The 16000-nt window shown below is 66.6% G+C and carries 20 protein-coding genes; 14 read left to right on the forward strand and 6 right to left on the reverse strand.

The genetic code is table 11. The annotated features are described in order from the left end of the window. The first annotated feature begins 6 nt into the window (after positions 1-6). From SCH01S_RS13900 to SCH01S_RS13935, 8 genes are all read left to right on the forward strand, one after another. Entirely contained in the window at positions 7-267 is a 261-nt protein-coding gene (locus SCH01S_RS13900; RefSeq protein WP_046349433.1) for a type II toxin-antitoxin system Phd/YefM family antitoxin, read from the forward strand. After that, a complete protein-coding gene (locus tag SCH01S_RS13905; RefSeq protein WP_157032983.1) occupies positions 264-680 on the forward strand; it encodes a type II toxin-antitoxin system VapC family toxin in 417 nt (138 codons plus the stop codon). The genes SCH01S_RS13900 and SCH01S_RS13905 overlap by 4 nt, the downstream gene beginning before the upstream one ends. Beyond that, complete coding sequence (gene gltX, locus SCH01S_RS13910; RefSeq protein WP_046349435.1) at positions 677-2011, forward strand: glutamate--tRNA ligase; 1335 nt, start codon at positions 677-679, stop codon at positions 2009-2011. The genes SCH01S_RS13905 and gltX overlap by 4 nt, the downstream gene beginning before the upstream one ends. A gap of 99 nt (positions 2012-2110) precedes the next feature. Next, positions 2111-2689: a thymidine kinase gene (locus SCH01S_RS13915; protein WP_046349436.1), complete on the forward strand. Its 579-nt coding sequence runs from the start codon at positions 2111-2113 to the stop codon at positions 2687-2689. A 197-nt stretch (positions 2690-2886) separates the two neighbouring features. Next, the gene (locus SCH01S_RS17275; protein WP_046349437.1) at positions 2887-3555 is read left to right on the forward strand and encodes a PEPxxWA-CTERM sorting domain-containing protein; all 669 of its coding nucleotides are present in this window, start codon (positions 2887-2889) and stop codon (positions 3553-3555) included. Between the two features lie 206 nt (positions 3556-3761). Further along, a complete protein-coding gene (typA, locus tag SCH01S_RS13925) occupies positions 3762-5579 on the forward strand; it encodes a translational GTPase TypA (RefSeq protein ID WP_046349438.1) in 1818 nt (605 codons plus the stop codon). A 31-nt stretch (positions 5580-5610) separates the two neighbouring features. Further along, a complete protein-coding gene (locus tag SCH01S_RS13930) occupies positions 5611-5850 on the forward strand; it encodes a type II toxin-antitoxin system Phd/YefM family antitoxin (protein ID WP_046349439.1) in 240 nt (79 codons plus the stop codon). Next, positions 5847-6233 carry a type II toxin-antitoxin system VapC family toxin gene (locus SCH01S_RS13935; protein ID WP_046349440.1) on the forward strand — a complete coding sequence of 129 codons (387 nt, stop codon included), beginning with the start codon at positions 5847-5849 and terminating at the stop codon, positions 6231-6233. Before SCH01S_RS13930 ends, SCH01S_RS13935 begins: the two co-directional genes overlap by 4 nt. Before the next feature lie 6 nt (positions 6234-6239). On the opposite strand, the gene SCH01S_RS13940 is transcribed toward SCH01S_RS13935, so the two are convergent. The 4 genes from SCH01S_RS13940 to ykgO form a co-directional block, all read right to left on the reverse strand. Continuing rightward, complete coding sequence (locus SCH01S_RS13940) at positions 6240-6641, reverse strand: EVE domain-containing protein (protein WP_046349441.1); 402 nt, start codon at positions 6639-6641, stop codon at positions 6240-6242. Between the two features lies 1 nt (position 6642). After that, positions 6643-8010: a serine hydrolase domain-containing protein gene (locus SCH01S_RS13945; protein WP_157032985.1), complete on the reverse strand. Its 1368-nt coding sequence runs from the start codon at positions 8008-8010 to the stop codon at positions 6643-6645. Between the two features lie 98 nt (positions 8011-8108). Then, on the reverse strand, positions 8109-8714 hold the full coding sequence (locus SCH01S_RS13950) for an HAD family hydrolase (protein WP_046349443.1): 606 nt from the start codon (positions 8712-8714) through the stop codon (positions 8109-8111). 6 nt (positions 8715-8720) lie between these two features. Further along, positions 8721-8846: a type B 50S ribosomal protein L36 gene (gene ykgO / locus SCH01S_RS13955; protein WP_003046794.1), complete on the reverse strand. Its 126-nt coding sequence runs from the start codon at positions 8844-8846 to the stop codon at positions 8721-8723. A 145-nt stretch (positions 8847-8991) separates the two neighbouring features. Between ykgO and SCH01S_RS13960 the strand changes: the two genes are divergently transcribed. From SCH01S_RS13960 to gpmA, 3 genes are all read left to right on the forward strand, one after another. Beyond that, a complete protein-coding gene (locus SCH01S_RS13960; RefSeq protein ID WP_046349444.1) occupies positions 8992-9570 on the forward strand; it encodes a DUF4136 domain-containing protein in 579 nt (192 codons plus the stop codon). Continuing rightward, entirely contained in the window at positions 9567-10685 is a 1119-nt protein-coding gene (locus SCH01S_RS13965) for a M14 family metallopeptidase (protein ID WP_046349445.1), read from the forward strand. Before SCH01S_RS13960 ends, SCH01S_RS13965 begins: the two co-directional genes overlap by 4 nt. Before the next feature lie 135 nt (positions 10686-10820). Next, positions 10821-11507, forward strand: coding sequence for a 2,3-diphosphoglycerate-dependent phosphoglycerate mutase (gpmA, locus tag SCH01S_RS13970; RefSeq protein WP_046349446.1), 687 nt, complete (start codon positions 10821-10823; stop codon positions 11505-11507). Between the two features lie 153 nt (positions 11508-11660). On the opposite strand, the gene SCH01S_RS13975 is transcribed toward gpmA, so the two are convergent. Together SCH01S_RS13975 and purD are read right to left on the reverse strand one after the other, a co-directional pair. Beyond that, a complete protein-coding gene (locus SCH01S_RS13975; protein WP_046349447.1) occupies positions 11661-12164 on the reverse strand; it encodes a helix-hairpin-helix domain-containing protein in 504 nt (167 codons plus the stop codon). After that, complete coding sequence (gene purD, locus SCH01S_RS13980) at positions 12161-13429, reverse strand: phosphoribosylamine--glycine ligase (RefSeq protein ID WP_046349448.1); 1269 nt, start codon at positions 13427-13429, stop codon at positions 12161-12163. The genes SCH01S_RS13975 and purD overlap by 4 nt, the downstream gene beginning before the upstream one ends. Between purD and xseA the strand changes: the two genes are divergently transcribed. Genes xseA through SCH01S_RS13995 form a run of 3 tightly spaced genes read left to right on the forward strand, consistent with a single transcriptional unit; the run spans position 13428 to position 15870 of the window. Continuing rightward, entirely contained in the window at positions 13428-14807 is a 1380-nt protein-coding gene (gene xseA, locus SCH01S_RS13985) for an exodeoxyribonuclease VII large subunit (protein ID WP_046349449.1), read from the forward strand. The two genes, purD and xseA, sit on opposite strands and share 2 nt — an antisense overlap. 14 nt (positions 14808-14821) lie before the next feature. Next, positions 14822-15022: a DUF2093 domain-containing protein gene (locus tag SCH01S_RS13990; RefSeq protein ID WP_046349450.1), complete on the forward strand. Its 201-nt coding sequence runs from the start codon at positions 14822-14824 to the stop codon at positions 15020-15022. 5 nt (positions 15023-15027) lie between these two features. After that, complete coding sequence (locus SCH01S_RS13995; protein ID WP_439645814.1) at positions 15028-15870, forward strand: M23 family metallopeptidase; 843 nt, start codon at positions 15028-15030, stop codon at positions 15868-15870. The last annotated feature ends 130 nt before the right edge of the window (positions 15871-16000 follow it).

Raw genomic sequence — 16000 nt, forward strand, 5'->3', positions numbered from 1 at the left:
CGAGCCATGCGTCACGTGCCTCTCGCAGCGTTCAAGGACAGAGCATCGGAATATATCGCTGCGGCGGAAAAGGGCGAGGAGATCATCATAACGCGCCATGGCAGGCCCGCCGCGAAACTGACGACCGCGATTGATCGCGAGGAGCGCCAGCGGCGCGCACGCGAGGCGCTCGATCGCTTGATGGAGCATCGGGAGCGGATGCGGGCGGAAGGACGCACCGCGACCATCGAAGAAATGATCGCGTGGAAGAATGAAGGGCGCCCGTGACCGGACTGGTTGTTGACGCCTCCGTTATGGGGCCGCTGATTGTTCCGGACGAAGGCGACGACCTTGTCCCCGCGGTGTTGAACGCACTGTTGGCGGGGGAGGCCCTGGTTCCTCTGCATTGGCGGCTCGAAGTCGCAAACCTGGCCCGCATGGCGGTTCGAAAAGGGCGCTTGACCGATCAAGCGCTGGTGGCCGTTTTCGACGATTTCCGCGACCTGAATGTCAGCGTCGATCCGGAGACGGACCGGCTCGCCTGGGGCGACAGCCTTGAACTGAGCCGTCGCCATGACCTCACTGCGTACGACGCTGCTTATCTTGAGCTGGCGATGCGAGCAGACCTGCCGCTGGCGACGCTGGATCGCCGGCTCCGCGGCGCAGCCCGTGCCGAGAAGGTGGAGCTTCTGCCTAAATGAAAGTCACTACCCGCTTCGCGCCTTCCCCCACCGGCCGCGTTCATGTCGGCAATCTGCGGGCGGCGCTTCACAACTGGCTGTACGCGCGTCAGCAGGGTGGGCGCTTCCTGCTCAGGATCGACGATACCGACCGGGAGCGGTCGGAGGAGCGGTTCGTCGACGCGATCCGCGCCGATCTCGGCTGGCTCGGGCTCGATTGGGACGGGGAGGCGCGGCAGTCGGAGCGTTTCGCTCTGTACGAGGCGCGGTTCGAACAGCTGCGGGCTGCAGGCCGGGTCTATCCCTGCTTCGAGACGCCGCAGGAGCTTGAGCTGAAGCGCAAGGTGCAGCTCGGGCGCGGACTGCCGCCGGTCTATGACCGCGCCGCGCTTACGCGCGGCGACGCGGAGCGGGCGCGGCTGGAGGCGGAAGGCCAGCGGCCGCACTGGCGCTTCAAACTCGATCATGATGCGCCGATCGAATGGGATGACCTGGTCCGCGGCCCCCAGCGCTTCGATCCGACGCTGATGAGCGATCCGGTGATCCGCCGCGCCGACGGGTCCTGGCTGTACCACCTGCCGTCGGTGATCGACGATATCGACCTGGGCATCACCCATGTCGTGCGCGGCGAGGACCATGTCTCCAACACCGCGGCGCAGGTGCAGATGTTCGAAGCGTTGGGCGCAAAGCCGCCGGCCTTTGCGCACGAGGCGCTGCTGACCGGTGCCGAGGGCAAATTGTCGAAGCGTCTGGGCGCGACCGATGTCGATCATTGGCGCGAGACCGGTGTCGAGCCGCTTGCGCTCGCCGCCAAGCTCGCGCGGATCGGCACCAGCCTCCCCGTCGAGCCGGTCGCCTCGACCGCGCCGCTGATCGAACGGTTCGACTTCGCGACCTTCGGCCGTGCCCCCGCGCGGTTCGACGAGGCGGAGCTGGCGAAGCTCAACGCGCAGACCGTGCACCTGCTGAGCTTCGCGCAGGTTGCCGATCGCCTGCCCGCCGGCATGGACGCGCGCGCGTGGGAAGCGGTGCGGCCGAACCTGGAGCGCGTGTCCGATGCCGCGGAGTGGTGGCACGTGATCGAAGGGCCGATTGCGGCTGAGATTGGCCTGGAGGATCGCGACTATCTCCACACTGCGGCCGAAGCTGCGGCACGGATCGATTGGTCGGCCGACCCCTGGCATGCACTGACCGGCGCGCTGAAGGACACGACCGGTCGCAAGGGCAAGCCGCTGTTCCTGCCGCTGCGCCGTGCGCTCACCGGGCTCGACCACGGCCCCGACATGGCGGTGCTGCTGCCGCTGATCGGGCGGGAGCGGGCATTGGAGCGGTTGCAGGCGGCTGCGGGCTGAGGCGAGAAAGCCCGTTCGTTTCGAGCGAAGTCGAGAAACGCGTGTAACGTCTAGCCCGCTTCTCGACTACGCTCGAAGCGAACGGATTTTGGGGGCACGGTGGCCAAGCTCTATTTCTACTACGCCTCGATGAATGCGGGGAAATCGACGACCCTGCTGCAGGCGAGCTTCAACTATCGCGAGCGTGGCATGCACACGATGCTGTTCACCGCCGCGATCGACGACCGCTATCGCGCCGGCGTGATCACTTCGCGGATCGGCATCGAGGCGGACGCGAACAGCTTCGTGCGCGACACCGACCTGCGCGCGGCGATCGCGGCGGAGCATGAGGTGACGCCGCTCGCCTGCGTGCTGGTGGACGAGGCGCAATTTCTCACCCGCGATCAGGTGTTCCAGCTCGCGCGGGTGGCCGACGAGATGGGCATTCCCGTGCTCGCCTATGGCCTGCGCACCGATTTCCGCGCCGAGCTTTTCGAAGGCAGCAAATGCCTGCTGGCGCTCGCCGACGTGCTGGTCGAGCTGAAGGCCGTCTGCGCCTGCGGCCGCAAGGCGACGATGAACCTGCGCATCGATGCCGAAGGACAGCCGGTGCGCGAAGGCGCCCAGACGGAGATCGGCGGCAATGATCGCTACGTTGCGCTCTGCCGCCGGCATTTCATGGAGCAATGGCGCGGCTGATCCGATCGCCACGGCGGCATGATCCCTGTTGAACAGGTGCCGCGTGGCAGCTGTCCGGCCAATCGCGCCAGAGTCGCGAAATCGTCCCAGAAATAGACATTTCGTCCGGGTGGCTATCTTTTCCTATCGAATCAGTGCGTTTTGCTTATGCTTCCTGCGGGGCAAACTGGTCCCGCAGGTCCACAAGGGGGTTTTCCATGATCAATCATCTCTACGCCGCTGCCGCGGCGCTTCTGACTGTTTCCGTGGCGTCCAGTGCGCAAGCGGCTACCGACTATAATTCCACGCCCGCCAGCGGCTGGCATTACGGTTCGGGCAACGACTATGCCCCCGCGAACACGGCGGTGCTGACCACTGTCACGCCCTATAACAGCGATCAGCTCTATCTGCGCTGGCACAAGACCGGCCAGGTTGCTCCGGCATCGGACAGCAACGGCGTCTACAGCTTTGCCCTGGGCACGACTCCGATCAGCTTCGACTGGGGCTTCACCAAGGCGTCGGCGCCTGCCTCTGCGCTGATCACGATCACGAATCTCGGCACGGCTCAGTCGGTCAGCTATGATCCGCTGTTCGTCGGCAACGACAACTATACGGCTGTCGGGCCGTATTCGACGACGATGCAGAACAGCGCCCGGCTGACCTTCGCTTTCCTGTCGGGCGTCGGCTTCAACCCGAACATCAATGACACCTATCGCGTCCGGCTGGACGTCAACGGCCTGTACGGCGGCACGCAGTCGCTTTCGGTCGATGCGCAGATCGGCACCGGCGTGCCGGAACCGGCGACCTGGGCGCTGATGCTGGTGGGCTTCGGCGCGGCCGGTCTGGCGGCCCGTCGCTCGACGAAGACCGTCCGCGTCCTCGCGTAAGCACAGCCCAAAAGGGGTTCATCGAAGGGCGAGGGCTTCGGCTCTCGCCCTTTTATTTTGGGCGTGCGATCTCTCGCGCCGGAAGAGCCGGACGGGCCGGTCTTGCCCATCCGCCGGCGGTCCCCATATTCCTCGCCACTGCCCTTTTCGCGCTGCAGCAATTGCGCTAAGGGCGCCGCCAATTCCCGCTCGAGCCAGGATTTTTCATGAGCCTCCGCAACGTGGCCATCATCGCGCACGTCGATCATGGCAAGACCACGCTGGTCGACCAGCTGTTCCGCCAGTCCGGCACTTTCCGCGACAACCAGCGCGTCGAGGAACGCGCGATGGATTCGAACGACCTGGAGAAGGAGCGCGGGATCACCATCCTTGCCAAGTGCACGTCGGTCGACTGGCACGGCACGCGGATCAACATCGTCGACACGCCCGGCCACGCCGATTTCGGCGGCGAGGTGGAGCGCATCCTGTCGATGGTGGACGGCGTGATCCTGCTCGTCGACAGCTCCGAAGGCGCGATGCCGCAGACCAAGTTCGTGACCGGCAAGGCGCTGGCGCTGGGCCTCAGGCCCATCGTCGTCGTCAACAAGATCGACCGTTCCGACGCGCGCGTGCAGGAAGTGCTGGACGAAGTGTTCGACCTGTTCGTGAGCCTCGAAGCGACCGATGAGCAGCTCGATTTCCCCGTCCTCTACGCATCCGGCCGCAACGGCTACGCGTCCGAGGATCCCGAGGCGCGTGAGGGGACGCTTGCGCCGCTGTTCGACAAGATCGTCGCGCACGTGCCTGCGCCGACGGTCGACGAGGATGCGCCGTTCAGCTTCCTGGTGACGCTTCTCGACCGCGACAATTTCCTGGGCCGCATTCTGACCGGCCGGGTCAATGCCGGCACGGTCAAGGTCAACCAGCCGATCCACGCGCTCGACGCGGACGGCAATGTCATCGAAACCGGCCGCGCGTCGAAGCTGATGACGTTCCGCGGGCTGGAGCGCGTGCCGGTCGAGGAAGCCAAGGCGGGCGACATCATCAGCATCGCCGGCCTGACCGTCGCGACGGTCGCGAACACGATCGCCGACACCTCGGTCACCACGCCGATCAAGGCCCAGCCGATCGATCCGCCGACGCTCAGCATGCGGTTCGCCGTCAATGACAGCCCGATGGCAGGGCGCGAGGGGACCAAGGTGACCAGCCGCATGATCCGCGACCGGCTGCTCCGCGAGGGGGAATCGAACGTCGCGATCCGCGTCACCGAAGCGGCCGACAAGGACAGCTTCGAAGTCGCCGGACGCGGCGAGCTTCAGCTGGGCGTGCTGATCGAGACGATGCGCCGCGAGGGCTTCGAGCTCGGCATCAGCCGCCCGCGCGTGCTGTTCCGCGATGGCCCCAATGGCCGCGAGGAGCCGTATGAGACCGTCGTCATCGACGTCGATGACGAATATTCCGGCACCGTCGTCGAGAAGATGTCGATCCGGAAGGCCGAGCTGACCGACATGCGCCCGTCGGGCGGCGGCAAGACCCGCATCACCTTCTCGGCCCCGTCGCGCGGCCTGATCGGCTATCACGGCGAGTTCCTGTCGGACACGCGCGGCACCGGCATCATGAACCGACTGTTCGAGAAATATGGCCCCCACAAGGGCAATATCGAAGGCCGGAAGAACGGCGTCCTGATCTCGAACGGCAGCGGCGAGGCGGTCGCCTATGCGCTCGGTCCGCTGGAGGAGCGCGGCGTGCTGATGGTCGAGCCCGGCGAGGCGCTCTACGAAGGCATGATCATCGGCGAGAATGCGAAGACGGAAGACCTTGAGGTCAACCCGATGAAGTCGAAGCAGCTGACCAACTTCCGCGCTTCGGGCGGCAAGGACGACGCGATCCGCCTCACCCCGCCGCGCCGCCTGACGCTCGAACAGGCGATCGCCTATATCGACGACGACGAACTGGTCGAAGTCACGCCCAAGAGCATCCGCCTGCGCAAACGCCACCTCGATCCGCATGAGCGCAAGCGGGCAAGCCGCGCGAAGGCGGCTTGAACTTAGTCAAGTTGTTGACTAAGTTCGGGCGGTGGCGACCGTCAGCGTTCATGAAGCAAAGACCCACTTGTCGCGCCTGATCGAGCGTGTGCTGGCGGGCGAGGAAGTGATTGTCGCGCGCAATCGCGAGCCGGTGATCAAGCTCGTTCCCGCCACGCCAGCACCGAGCACGCGGCGTGCCGGACGGCTGAAGGGCAAGATCAATATCGACGATCGCTTTTTCGAGCCGCTTCCGGACGATGAACTGGCCGCCTGGAACTGCGAGGATTGAGGCTTCTCCTCGATACCCATGCGCTGATCTGGTGGCTGATCGACTCTCCGAAGCTCAGCAGATCTGCTCACGCAGCCATCGCTGATGGGCGGAATGAAATCTTGGTCAGCGCCGTCTCGGCCATCGAGGTCACCACCAAGTATCGGCGCGGCAGACTTCCCGAAGCCGAGCCCTTGGCGGTTGCCTTCGAGCGGGAAACCGCGAGCGAAGGTTTCATGTCTCTGCCCATCAGCATTGCCCATGCCGCGATGGCCGGAGGACTTCGTATTCAACATGCCGACCCGTTCGATCGCTTGCTGATTGCACAGGCGCAGCTTGAAGAGGCCCTGCTGGTCTCAAACGAGAAGCTGTTCGACGGTTTCGGCGTGAAGCGCCTATGGTGAGGTGAATCAGCCTTTCGCCATTTCCAGAAGCACCGCCCATTCCTCATCCCGCACCGGCGTTACCGACAGCCGCGACTGGCGGAGCATCTCGAGCTTGGCGAGGCGGGGTTCCGCCTTGATTTCGGCGAGGGTGACGGGGCGGGGGAGCTTTTCGACCGGCTTGACCGCGACGGAGGCCCACTCACCTTTCTCGCCATCCGGACGCCAGGCGCGGGTGATTTCCATGATGCCGACGGCCGCCTTCTCGGTGTTCGAATGGTAGAAGATGGCCCGGTCGCCGGGCTGCATCTCTTTCAGGAAATTGCGCGCGGTATAGTTGCGCACGCCGTCCCATTCGGTCGCGCCGTCGCGGGCCAGGTGATCCCAGCCATAAACGTCGGGTTCGGATCTCATCAGCCAGTAACGCATGTCACTGCGCCTCCGGGTAGATCAGGAATTCCTCGATCTTGCCGCCGTTCGGCTCGGCGCGCAGGCTGATCGTCAGCTTCCGGCCCGGGTAGCGCACTTCATAGACTTCCGACGTGAAGCCGCCGCGCATCCGGGCCGGGCGCAGGCGCACGAAGCTCTGCGGCTCGCCCAGCGGCATCAGGCTGGCGCGGTGGTCCGCCAGCACCTGCGGCGTCAGATAGGCATTGAAGTCCGCGGTGAACTTCGTCCGGTCCGCCTTGCCCTGGCGCAGCTGATCGAAAATCGCGCGCGCGGCCGCAGTGTCCGGGTCCTGGCCCAGGATCATCGCCTCGATCCGATCGGCGATCGCATTGTGCGCGTTGCCGAAGTCCGCATTCACGAACACCGTCACCGCCGCCTTGTCGGCCGGATAGACGCGGTTGTCGGCAAGATAGCCGACCGCGGCGCCGCCATGCTGGATACGCGGATGCCCGCGCACCTGGTCAACCGTGACGCCGAGGCCATAGCCGGAACCCTTCCCGTCGGTCAGGATGATCTCGCGCTCCTGCTCGGCCCAGCTTGCCGGCTTCAGCAGCGCGCGGTCGATCCGGGCGATGTTCCATTTGGACAGCTCGGTTGGCGTGGTCAGCAGCTGCCCCGCCGCGAACAGCCAGCCGGCCGCAGGCGCCTTGGCCAGCCGTACCGGGCCGAGCGCAAACCGGGTGAACGGCTGCGCATCGGTCGGCTTCAGATCATAATCCGAATCGCCGACCTTCATATGCAGCGGCTGGAAGATGCGCGTCTGCAGGAACTGCATCAGCGGTTCGCCCGTGACCTTCTCGATGATCAGGCCCGCGGCGACGAAGCCGGTGTTCGAATATTGCCATTGGCTGCCCGGCGGAAAATCGAGCGGCTGCTTCGCCCAGCGGTCGAGGATTTCCTGCGGCTTGACCGGCTTTTCCATCGCCGAGAAGGCGTAATTCTGCGGCCAGAAATCGCGGTAGCCGGAGGTGTGGTTCAACAGCTGCCGGATCGTGATCTTGTCCGCGTCGGTCAGCTCTGGGAGATATCTGGAGACCTTGTCGTCGAGCGACAATTTGCCTTCCTCGGCCAGCAGCAGGATCGCGCCAGCCGTGATCTGCTTGGAGACCGACGCGATCGGATAGGCGGCGGTCGTGGTCGGCGGGGAGGCATCGTTCCGCTGCTTGCCATAGGCTTTGGCGAACTGGAGCTTGCCGTCGGTCACGACCGCGACCGAGGCGGAGGGCACGCCGGTCTCCTTCAGCGCCTGGACGGCGATCCGGTCGATCTCGGCAATCTGCGCTGGGGTGAGGGGAGTGGCGAGGGCAGGAGCGGCAATCAGGACAAGCGGAATGAAAAAGGCGCGCATGACTCTCCCCGTCATTCCCGCGAAGGCGGGAATCCCGCTTCTTCTTGCAGCGTCTCGGGAAGAAGAAAAGGTTAATCCCGGCCTTCGCCGGGATGACGTCAGAGAAGGCCGAGCGTGCCCAGCTCGTCGCGCAGCGTGTCTGCGTCGCGGAACAGGTGCCCGCGCATGCCCACGGCTTCCGCGCCGGCCACATTCTCGGCCCGGTCGTCGATGAAGACCAGCGCCTCGGCCGGGATTCCGAAGCGTTCGACGGCCAGCTCGTAAATGGCCCGGCCCGGCTTCACCAGCCGCTCGGCGCCTGAAACCACGATATCACGGAACCGCCCGAACACCGGCTGGGTGTCGCGGAACGGACCCCAGAACTCGCGGCTGAAGTTGGTGATCGCGAACAGCGGCACGCCCGCTTCGTCGAGCTCCTCGACCAGCGGGATCATGCCGTCGACGGCCGGTCCCAGGCTCTCGTTGAAGCGCGGACCCCAGGCTTCGATCAGCGCACGGTGCTGCGGGTACTCGGCAATCAGCTCCGCGCTCGTTTCGGCGAACGGCCGGCCGGCGTCATGCTGGAAATGCCAGTCATGCGTGACCACGTCGCGCAGGAACGCGTCGAGCGCCCGGTCGTCGTCGATCAGGCGCTCGTAGAGGAACCGCGGGTCCCAGGTGAAAAGGACGTTGCCGACGTCGAAAACGACGCCGCGAACCGTCACGGCAGCTTAGCCCTGGCGGGCCTTGAAGCGGCGGTTGGTCTTGTTGATGACGTAGGTGCGGCCGCGGCGGCGGATCACGCGGTTGTCGCGATGACGGTCCTTCAAGGACTTGAGCGAGTTACGAATCTTCATGTGGTCAACGCCTGGTTCGAATCTGGGCTGAAAAGCGAGGCGCCCGCCTAGTCGAGCGAGGCGCGAAGGTCAAGGACTGCGCGGGCGTGCAGCTAATTACGGTTTCGATACGTTTATGGCAGGAATGGCTCGAAAGGACGTTTGCATGAGGTCTGCTCCGCGCTTTCTGCTGATCGCTTCGCTGCTGGCAGTCGGCGCCTGCACAACGCCGATGGCGCCGATCGAGGTCACGCGCTTTCACCTGGGCGAAATGAACGAGCGCGGCACGGTGATGGTCGAGCCCGCCCCCGGCGCGCCGACGGGCATGGAGTTCGACATGTACGCCAATGCCGTCGCCGGCGAACTCAACCGCCTCGGCTTCGCGCAGGTCGATGGCGTCGGCCAGAGCCTCTATGTTGCGATCGTCGACGTGCGGTCCGGCACGCGCGAGCGAATGGGCGGCGGCTCGCCGGTCTCGATCGGCATCGGCGGCTCGACCGGCGGCTGGCGGAGCGGCGTCGGCGGCGGCGTCAGCTTCGGCCTGGGCGGTAACCGTGGCGGCCTGGTCGTCAGCACGCAGCTCTCGGTCCAGCTGAAGCGCCGTTCCGACCAGACGGTGGTCTGGGAAGGCCGCGCCCGTGGCGAGGCGCCGGCGCGCGATTCCGGGGCGCTGCCGGGCCGTCTTGCAAATGCGTTGTTCAGGGACTTTCCGGGTCAGTCAGGCCGCACTATCAGCGTGCCATGACCTTCAGCATCACCAGCAGTTTCGACAGCGGCAACATCCGCGTCCTGAACATCGACGGGCATGAAGCCGATCTGGAGATCGTGACCGATCACGGCTCCGATTTCTATCAATGGTTCTATTTCCGCGTCGGCAATGCGGCCGGGCACGATATCACGCTCAGGATCGTGAACGTTGCCGGCTCCGCCTATCCGCTCGGCTGGCCCAATTACCGCGCGCGCATCTCGGAGGATCGCGAGGCCTGGCGCCTGGCCGACACCAGCTTCGTCGACAAGGTGCTGACGATCCGCGTCCGGCCCGAGACCAACGCGCTGTGGGTCGCCTATTTCGCGCCCTATTCGATGGAGCGGCATTACGACCTGATCGCGCGGATGGCGGCACAGCCCGGCGTCACGCAACGCGAGCTGACGCGCACGCTCGACGGCCGCCCGCTCGACCTCCTCACCTTGGGCGAGGGCGCGAAGCAGGTCTGGCTCTATGCCCGCCAGCATCCCGGCGAGAGCATGGCCGAGTGGTGGATGGAAGGCGCGCTCGAAAAGCTGACCGATCCGAACGACAGGACCGCGCAGGCGCTGCGGCAGAAGGCAACCCTGCACATCGTCCCCAACATGAACCCGGACGGCAGCTTTCGCGGGCATCTGCGCACCAACGCCGCCGGCGTGAACCTCAACCGCGAATGGCACGCGCCGACCGAGGACCGCAGCCCCGAAGTGCTGGCGGTCCGCGATGCGATGGACGCGACCGGCGTCGATTTCGCGATGGACGTCCATGGCGACGAGGCGATCCCGGCCAATTTCATCGCCGGCTTCGAAGGCATCCCGTCGTTCAGCGAGGACAAGGGCGCGCTTTATACCCGCTTCCGCGACACGCTTGCCGATCGCTCGCCCGACTTCCAGGTCGCCAAGGGCTATGAGATTTCGGCGCCGGGCAAGGCCAACATGTCGATGTCGACCACCCAGCTCGCCGAACGCTATGGCGCGGTGTCGATGACGCTCGAAATGCCGTTCAAGGACCATGACGACAATCCGGACCCGGAATTCGGCTGGTCGCCGGACCGCTGCAAGCGCCTCGCCCACGACTGCCTCGACAACCTCGCGGGAATGATTGATTCCATCTAGAACCCCTCATTTCAGCCCGGTTTGGGCTGAGCTTGTCGAAGCCCTCCCTTTCCTTTCTGCGTCCCGAAATAAGAAGGGAGGCCTTCGACAAGCTCAGGCCAAACCGGAGTTGGAAGCAATTTTCCCGGAGCCCAAATGCCCAGCCTCGTCCTCATCCGCCATGGCCAGTCGGCCTGGAATCTCGAAAACCGTTTCACCGGCTGGTGGGATGTCGACCTGACGGAAAAGGGGGCTGCCGAAGCGAAGGCGGCGGGCGAGCTGATGGCCGCGAAGGGCCTCGATTTCGACCGCTGCTTCACCAGCTACCAGACCCGCGCGATCAAGACGCTGAACATCGCGCTGGAAGCGATGGGCCGGCTCTGGCTGCCGGTCGCCAAGCATTGGCGGCTGAACGAGCGCCACTATGGCGGGCTCACCGGCCTCGACAAGGCCGAGACGGCGGCCCGGCACGGCGACGCGCAGGTCAAGATCTGGCGCCGCAGCTTCGACACGCCGCCGCCGGTGCTGGAGACAGGCAGCCCGTTCGACCTCTCGAACGACCGCCGCTATGCGGGCGTCCAGGTGCCCGCGACCGAAAGCCTGAAGGACACGATCGCCCGCGTGCTGCCCTATTGGGAGGCCGAGATCGCCCCGGCGCTGCGGTCAGGCGAGCGCGTGCTGATCTCCGCCCACGGCAATTCGCTTCGCGCGCTGGTCAAGCATCTGTCGCACATTCCGGACAGCGAGATCACCGAGCTGGAAATCCCGACCGGCCAGCCGATCGTCTACGAACTGGACGACGCGCTGGCGGCGACGGATCGGTATTATTTGAGCGAGCGGTGATCCCTTCTACCCTCTCCCTGCAGGGGAGAGGGCGACTCAGCCCCGCGGGGCTGAGCGGGGAGAGGGTCCTGGGCGCTGTACCACATCACCCTCTCCCCGCTCGCGCCCACAGGCGCGAGTCGACCCTCTCCCTTGAAGGGAGAGGGTCGTTAATCACCCCAGCTTTCCGAACTTCGCCTCGTATCCCGCGGTGTCGCCCGCCGCGAGCAGCCGCGCCTGGTCGACCCATTGGTCCCGCGCGATCCGGCCCTTGAACGCGCCGAGCTGGGCATCGACCCGCGCCACATCGGCGTCGTTCCACGCCGCGATCTGGTCGAAGCGGGTTACGCCCAGCCCGTTCAGCAGCGCCGCGACCTTGGGGCCGACGCCTTTCATCCGCGTCAGCTCGTCGGGCGCCCCGGCAGGGATCGGATGAATCGGCTCGACCAGCGCCTCGGGCTCGGGCTTGATCGGCTCGATCTCGACCGGCGGCGGGACGTCGATCGGCGCGACCGCCGGCCCGGCCACGATCGGCGAGACCTCCTCCCGCTTCTCCAGTGTGGCCGCTGGCTTGTCGGCTTCGACGCGCTTGCCGCTGCCGACCAGCCACCAGAGCGCGACCAGCACGACGATCACGCCCAGGACGATCAGCACCCAATATTGTTCGATCCAGTTCATCCCTCAACCCTCCCTTTGGTTTCGCGTTCGACCTCGCGCCAGCCGATATCGTGCCGGCAAAAGCCGCTCGGAAAATCGATCCGGTCGACCGCCGTATAGGCTGCCTTCTGCGCCCAGCGCACCGTCGGCCCTTCCGCGGTGACGGCAAGCACGCGGCCCCCGGAAGCGACGAGCTGCCCGTCCTTTTCCTTGGTACCGGCCTGGAACACGATCGCGCCCGCGGCCTCGGCGCGGTCGATGCCCCCGATCGTGCCGCCGGTCTCGGGCGTTCCCGGATAGCCTTTCGCGGCCATCACCACCGTCAGCGCGACCCGGTCGGAAAAGCGCGGCGCCTCCGCCTCGCCAAGCCGCCCCTCGGCGCAGGCCAGCATCAGCGTGAGCAGGTCGCTTTCCAGCCGCGGCATCAGCACCTGGCACTCAGGATCGCCGAAGCGCGCATTATATTCGATCAGCCTCGGCCCCGCCGCCGTCAGCATCAGTCCGGCATACAGGACGCCTGTGAAGGGCGTGCCCTCTTCGGCCATGGCGCGCACGGTCGGCTCGACGATTTCGCGCATTGCCTGGGCCTGCAGCGCCGGCGTCAGCACGCGCGCCGGCGAATAGGCGCCCATGCCGCCGGTGTTCGGGCCGGTGTCGCCGTCGCCGACGCGCTTGTGATCCTGCGCCGATCCGAACGGCACCACCGTCGTGCCGTCCGACAGCGCGAACAGGCTTGCTTCCTCGCCGGCCAGGAATTCCTCGATCACCAGCGGCCCGTCGGCCGCCCGGATCGCCGCTTCCGCTTCCTCGCGGGTCATCGCGATGACTACGCCCTTGCCCGCGGCGAGCCCGTCCGCCTTGATCACCACCGGCAGCCCGAATGGCGCAAGTCGAGCGATGCCGTCCGCGGCATTGCCAGCCCGCACATAGCCGGCGGTCGGAATGCCGGCGCGCGCGCACAGATCCTTGGTGAAGCCTTTGGAACCTTCCAGCTGCGCTGCCGCCTTGTCGGGCCCGAAGACCGGAATCCCCGCGGCGCGCAGGTCGTCGGCAAGGCCCGCGACCAGCGGCGCTTCCGGCCCGACCACGACCAGCCCGATCTGCTGCCGCTTGCAGAAGCCGATCACGGTCGGGTGGTCCGTCACGTCCATTGCGACCAGCTCGGCATGCTCGGCGATGCCCGGATTGCCGGGCGCCGCGTAAAGCTTGCTCAGCCGGGCGCTTTGGGCCAATTTCCAGGCCAGCGCATGCTCGCGCCCTCCCGAACCGATCAGCAGGACGTTCATGGCTTCACGCTTCTCCTCGACCGATACGGCGGCGACCGACGCCCGGCTGTTAGCCGAGGCATCGCCGGGCGACAACGCGCCCGCGCTCAGCGTGTCCGAGCTCGCCTTCGCATTGAAACGCGTGGTGGAGGACAGCTTCGGCATGGTCCGCCTGCGCGGCGAGATCAGCGGCTACAAGCGCGCCGCGTCCGGCCACGCCTATCTGACGCTGAAGGACGACAAGGCCTGCATTGACGGGGTGATGTGGAAGACCGGCGTCGCCTCGCTCCCTTTCCGTCCCGAAGACGGCATCGAGGTGATCGCGACCGGCAAGCTCACCATTTATCCCGGCCGATCCAAATACCAGATCGTGATCGAGCGGCTGGAGCTGGCCGGCGAAGGCGCGCTGATGCTGCTCCTCGAAAAGCTGAAGGCGAAGCTTGGCGCCGAAGGCGTGTTCGACGCCGGCGCCAAGAAGAAGCTGCCCTTCCTGCCGCAACGGATCGGCGTGGTGACGTCGCCCACCGGCGCCGTGATCCGCGACATCCTGCACCGGCTGGAGGATCGCTGCCCGACGCATGTGCTGGTCTGGCCCGTCATGGTGCAGGGGCAGGGCGCGGCGGAGCAGGTCGCGGCGGCGATCGGCGGCTTCTGCCGGATGCCCGATGGCCAGCGGCCCGATCTGGTGATCGTCGCGCGCGGCGGCGGCTCGATCGAGGACCTCTGGGCCTTCAACGAGGAAGCCGTGGTGCGCGCCGTCGCGGCCTGCACGATTCCGATCATCTCCGCGGTCGGGCATGAGACCGACACGACGCTTTGCGACTATGCCGCCGACGTCCGCGCACCGACGCCGACCGCCGCTGCCGAAATGGCGGTGCCGGTCCGGGCCGAGCTGCGCGCCTATGTTCGCGATCAGGGCGCGCGGATGGAGCGCTGCGCGCGCCGCTATCATGAGCGCGGCGCGGAAAAGCTGCACGGGCTCGCCCGGCTGCTGCCGACGCCCGCCGCGCTGCTCGACCCGCAGCGCCAGCGCGTGGACGATCATGGCGAGCGGCTGCGGCGCGGGCTCGGTCGCCGCGTCGCCGATGCGCGCGGCGAGCTTGCCCGCGCCAGCGGTGCGCTTCGGCCGACCCTGCTTCGTGCAAAGCTCGACCGTGCCGCCGACCGGCTCGCGGCCGTGTGGCGGCTCGCCCAGTCGGTCAATCCGGAGAATCTGCTCGCCCGCGGCTATGCCTGGGTGGAAGGCAGGGGCGGCAAGGTCGTGACCAGCGCCGCCGAGGCGCGGACCGCCGTCGCACTCAGCCTGCACTTCGCCGATGGCACGGTTGACGCGCGCGTCGAACGCGCCCCATCTGGGACCAAGCGCGAGGCGCCGCCCAGCCAGCCTTCGCTGTTGTAGAGGTTCATGATCGAATGCTGATGTTCAATCGCAGCCAGCCGGCCCGGCTTCATTATATGGCGAACGGCTATCGCGTGCTGTCCCAGGGCGATCATGTCGTCTGCGCCGTCTCGGGCGAGAAGATCCCGCTCGATGCGCTGCGCTATTGGTCGAACGCGCGCCAGGAGGCTTATGCCAGCGCGGAGATCGCAACCAGGGCCATGACGGGCAAGTGAGGCGCCTGCTCCCGTTCGCGGCGGTCGCGCTGATCGCGGCCGCGCCCGTTCCTTCGGATATCAAGCTCCAGGGCCAGCTGGAGCAGGGCGGCATCGCCTATGGTACCGTCCCGCCGGGCACGGTCAGCCTCAAGCTTGGCGACGAGACGGTGCCTGTCGCGCCCGATGGCCGCTTCCTGCTCGGCTTCGACCGCAACGCGCCGGCGACGCTGGTGCTCGAGGCGCGGAACGCGTCGGGCGCGGTGCTGACCCGCACGCTCGCGATCGCGCCGCACGCCTGGGCGATCCAGCATGTCGACGTGCCCAAGCGGCCGCCCGTCCCCAATGAGGAGTTCGAGCGGTTGCGCGCGCCCGAGGTGGCGCAGATCGTCGCCGCGCGCGCCGTGACCTCGGACACCGATGGCTGGCGCCAGCATTTCGCCTGGCCCGCGCGGGGGCGGATCAGCGGCGTGTTCGGTTCGCAGCGCATCTATCGCGGCAACGAGCCCGGTGCCTATCACTCGGGCGTCGACATTGCCGGCGGTGCGGGCGCGCCCGTCACCGCGCCTGCCGACGGCGTCGTCGTGCTGGCCGCGGACAAGCCCTTCACGCTGGAAGGCAATCTGCTGATGATCGATCACGGCATGGGCCTGAACAGCGCCTTCCTGCACCTGTCGGAAATCGACGTGAAGAAGGGCGATCATGTGAAGAAGGGCCAGCTGCTCGGCCGCATCGGCAGCACCGGCCGCGCGACCGGCCCGCATCTGCACTGGGCGATGAAGTGGAAGGACGCCCGCATCGACCCGATGGCGCTGACCGGCCCGATGCCCGGCCAGGACGTCAGCAAGGTGCCGGTCGCGGAGAATTAGGCGGCGATCCTCGCCCTCACCCTTCCGCGGCTGCGCCGCTCCCTCCCTCTCCCGCCGGGAGAGGGAAGGGGCCCGCGAGGCGGAGCCGAGTGGGAAGGGTGAGGAAGACTAAGACGATTGCAATTCGCTT

Source organism: Sphingomonas changbaiensis NBRC 104936 (genome assembly GCF_000974765.1).
Taxonomy (GTDB): domain Bacteria; phylum Pseudomonadota; class Alphaproteobacteria; order Sphingomonadales; family Sphingomonadaceae; genus Sphingomonas_B; species Sphingomonas_B changbaiensis.

What these genes read in the sequence shown, in the direction of transcription:
- typA (WP_046349438.1), top strand. Translation starts at nt 3,762, where the DNA reads ATGAGCCTCCGCAACGTGGCCATCATCGCGCACGTCGATCATGGCAAG.
- SCH01S_RS13990 (WP_046349450.1), top strand. Translation starts at nt 14,822, where the DNA reads ATGCTGATGTTCAATCGCAGCCAGCCGGCCCGGCTTCATTATATGGCG.
- SCH01S_RS17275 (WP_046349437.1), top strand. Translation starts at nt 2,887, where the DNA reads ATGATCAATCATCTCTACGCCGCTGCCGCGGCGCTTCTGACTGTTTCC.
- SCH01S_RS13900 (WP_046349433.1), top strand. Translation starts at nt 7, where the DNA reads ATGCGTCACGTGCCTCTCGCAGCGTTCAAGGACAGAGCATCGGAATAT.
- purD (WP_046349448.1), bottom strand. Translation starts at nt 13,429, where the DNA reads ATGAACGTCCTGCTGATCGGTTCGGGAGGGCGCGAGCATGCGCTGGCC.
- SCH01S_RS13940 (WP_046349441.1), bottom strand. Translation starts at nt 6,641, where the DNA reads ATGCGTTACTGGCTGATGAGATCCGAACCCGACGTTTATGGCTGGGAT.
- gltX (WP_046349435.1), top strand. Translation starts at nt 677, where the DNA reads ATGAAAGTCACTACCCGCTTCGCGCCTTCCCCCACCGGCCGCGTTCAT.
- SCH01S_RS13975 (WP_046349447.1), bottom strand. Translation starts at nt 12,164, where the DNA reads ATGAACTGGATCGAACAATATTGGGTGCTGATCGTCCTGGGCGTGATC.
- gpmA (WP_046349446.1), top strand. Translation starts at nt 10,821, where the DNA reads ATGCCCAGCCTCGTCCTCATCCGCCATGGCCAGTCGGCCTGGAATCTC.
- xseA (WP_046349449.1), top strand. Translation starts at nt 13,428, where the DNA reads ATGGCTTCACGCTTCTCCTCGACCGATACGGCGGCGACCGACGCCCGG.
- SCH01S_RS13945 (WP_157032985.1), bottom strand. Translation starts at nt 8,010, where the DNA reads ATGCGCGCCTTTTTCATTCCGCTTGTCCTGATTGCCGCTCCTGCCCTC.
- SCH01S_RS13965 (WP_046349445.1), top strand. Translation starts at nt 9,567, where the DNA reads ATGACCTTCAGCATCACCAGCAGTTTCGACAGCGGCAACATCCGCGTC.
- ykgO (WP_003046794.1), bottom strand. Translation starts at nt 8,846, where the DNA reads ATGAAGATTCGTAACTCGCTCAAGTCCTTGAAGGACCGTCATCGCGAC.
- SCH01S_RS13960 (WP_046349444.1), top strand. Translation starts at nt 8,992, where the DNA reads ATGAGGTCTGCTCCGCGCTTTCTGCTGATCGCTTCGCTGCTGGCAGTC.